The sequence below is a fragment of the bacterium genome, from assembly GCA_040753085.1.
In the GTDB taxonomy this organism is placed as follows: domain Bacteria; phylum UBA9089; class JASEGY01; order JASEGY01; family JASEGY01; genus JASEGY01.
The window spans coordinates 1-3,010 of the sequence record JBFMHI010000225.1 but is presented as its reverse complement, the minus strand read 5'-3'; the positions used below and the strand labels follow the sequence as shown (position 1 = coordinate 3,010).

The following is a 3,010-nucleotide window of genomic DNA, read 5'->3' as shown; positions in this document are numbered from 1 at the left end:
CCCTCCCATCAAGGGAGGGGAAGCTCTTATGCCGACGCTGTCAGGACAAAAGGAGATGAAACTTAACCCATAGCACTATAATCTGTAATGAGCTTACTTTTTTAACTTGATTTTGAGTAGATACAAGAAAGGTAACCGTTCACCTCACCACGGAGACACAGAGACACTGAGAAAAATCTAAAGGACAAGTCTCTTAATTCCGTCTTTCAAAACATGACAAAGGTATTCTTCATAGGCTGACTCGGCCCTAAATGCCTATGAACTTCTATTGCTGGCCCAATTATTTGCTCTGTAAGTGCTTCTTCTAAAATCATTCTCCATGTCTCTGTGTCTCTGAGGCGAACGATTACCTACTACCTGAACGGTTACCAAGAAAGTTTGTAACTGCTCAGGTAGATAGACTGAAGGTGGAAGACTTTTAGGGACAAATGCAGTGAGTAGAATTGAACTTCAGTCTTCAGCCTTCAGTCTTCAAAGGAGGGCTAAGTAGTTACTTATGACTAAGCAATTACACTAAGCCATATTTTTTCCGTAAGATCCATTCAGTCCCTATTAGGATAAGAAAGAGAAATAAGGTAGGCCATCTATCCCAGAGTTCGATCTGGTGAGTAGTTATCTTAATAGAGCCTTTCAACTCGGATAATTTACTTAACACCTTGTCTCTATCTTTTCTCTCGAAATAGTTTCCTCCGGTCAGGCTGGAAAGGGAGGAAAGCAAGTGGCTATTTTGATCAAGTCTCAGGAATTCCACGCCTTTTTCTTCCACGATAAAGTCGGTTTCAGCCTCTCCCAGAACTTGCTCTTGTTTTTTGGCCGTGATCTTGATTTTATATTTCCCCGGCCGGGGAGGAACAACCTTGGTGGTGTATCTCCCTTGGCCACCGGTTAAGCCAATTTTTATGGCTTCCTGGCCTTGAGTGAGAATCTCTCCGGAAATGGCCGCCCCTTCGATCGGCCGGTAGTTTTGATCGTAGACGGTAGCAGTAATTTCCACCTTTTCTTCCTCCTGATAGACAGGTCGATCAGTAAAGACATTGACCGGCTTTAACTCTGCTTTGGTGGAAAGCCATCTTATCGCCTGCTGATAAAAGCGAACATATACCTCGTTTGGTTGTTTTTGATCGTCGAGTGAGACACCAGGAGTCTGCAAGACTTCGGGTGTCTTTTGGTCGCCAGAGGGGCCAATATCCCACCGCCAGGTAGAATCGGCTGTTATGACCATAACCCTGCCCCGGCCGTATCTCTGAATGGCGGTAAAGACCTGATCATCCGGCCTTGAATTGGCTAAAACAATCGCCCCGGGTTTTACTGATCCGGTTTCAGTTATTCCCTCCAGATAGGGGAGTTCTTCCCATCGCCGGTTGTTAATCTCAGGATCAGGATCAAGCCTGGTTATCGGATGGTTCCTCCCTTCCAGGGTAAGGCTAATCCTGGCTGGTTCTCCCTGTTTGGCCTCACCCGGCACGATGGGCAGCAGAGGCGACAATTCTGCGCCGGGATGTAAACCGGATAGACCGGCTAAAAAGAGCAGCCCCCCTCCATGTTCAGAGACAAATTCAACCACAGCCTCCTTCTGATCCCTGGTTAAAAACCCAGGCTCAAAGCTGCCCAGAATAATCAGGTCATAGGCAAAGAGATCGCTCCTCCTGCCAGGAAAGGTCAGGGCCTTCTTATTATCTTGGCGAGAGTCTGGCTGGTAGCATCCGCCTTCTTTATTTCTGAGCAGACAGGTGGCTTCGATGTCCTCTGTCCGATCAAAAAACCTCTTAAGAAAGGCGTAATCCCATCTTGGCTCACCTTCGTAATAAAAAATCCGAATCTTGGACTTAACCACCTGAAGAGAGAAGTTAGCATAATTATTTCTGGCGGTTATTTCTCCCGGTTTTTCAGAAACAGAGACAGTATATTGAAAACGGCCTTCCTGTTTAGGTGTAATCTTGATCGTATATTCCTCTAAGCCCTCTTTAAGCCGGATGGCTTTTTTAAGCACCTCCCGCTTACCTTCTTTAAGAATAAGCCAGGCTTCTTCACCCGGATAACCTGATGTTTCTATTTTGACCTCAATGGGAAATTCCCGGTTCAGATAGGCCGGCTCGTTAGCTTCTACTTCAGTGAGTTTAATGTCTTTGACGGACCTTGCTCCTCCGAAGCCCACGGTATAAACCGGTGGAAGTCCGCGCGGCGGCCTGGTTTCATCTATCTTATCCGTTTCTAGGCCATCGCTTAAAAGTAGAATGCCGGCCGGATTACCTCTTTCCGGCCGGTTAGAGACCTCTTTTAAGGAATAATAGAGCCTGGTTTCTTTTCCTTGCGGAGAACTTTTAGCCGGATCAAAGGGAGAGGGCGAAGAAGAAAAACCCAATATCTCTATCCGGTATTTATCCCCGGCTCCTTTCAAGAGATTTTCGATGATCTGTCTGGCTGTCTCAAATCGTGATTTTGGCCCTTCTTGATCAGGGATAATCTCATCTTCAATACTCATACTCTCTGAGGTGTCAATTAACACAGCTAATTTGGGAAGCTCCTTGGTTTTTGTGCTCAGGGTGAGCACAGGGGCCAGGATAGCAAAGATGAGGACAAGGATAGTCAGCGACCTGAGCAGGATAAGAAGGGTTCTGGTTTGATTTGAAATGGGCCTGGAGGTCTTCTGATAAGAAAAGACTGCCAGCCCCAGGGCAGCCATGGTGATTCCCACCACTATCCAGGGAGACCAGGTAAGGCTAAATCGTAGGTCCATAGTAATAAATCCTTTTGCGTCCTTGGAACAAAATCCGGCCAGAAATCGTAACTCCTACAGCACGGCGTAAGTTTCTTTCTGTTTTCAACAGGATTCGAGGATTCAAGGGTTCTGAGTAGTTACAAGAAATCAAACAACCAACATTCGTATCTACTCAAAATCAAGTTAAAAAAGTAAGCTCATTACAGATTATAGTGCTATGGGTTAAGTTTCATCTCCTTTTGTACCGACAGCGTCGGCATAAGAGCTTCCCCTCCCTTGATGCTTATCCTT

The 3,010-nt window shown here is 46.0% G+C and carries 1 protein-coding gene; it reads right to left on the bottom strand.

Going from position 1 to position 3,010, the window contains the following annotated elements; all coding sequences use genetic code 11:
• Positions 1–508 precede the first annotated feature (508 nt).
• Positions 509–2,737 carry a hypothetical protein gene (locus AB1797_13820; protein ID MEW5768664.1) on the bottom strand — a complete coding sequence of 743 codons (2,229 nt, stop codon included), beginning with the start codon at positions 2,735–2,737 and terminating at the stop codon, positions 509–511.
• Between the last annotated feature and the right edge of the window lie 273 nt (positions 2,738–3,010).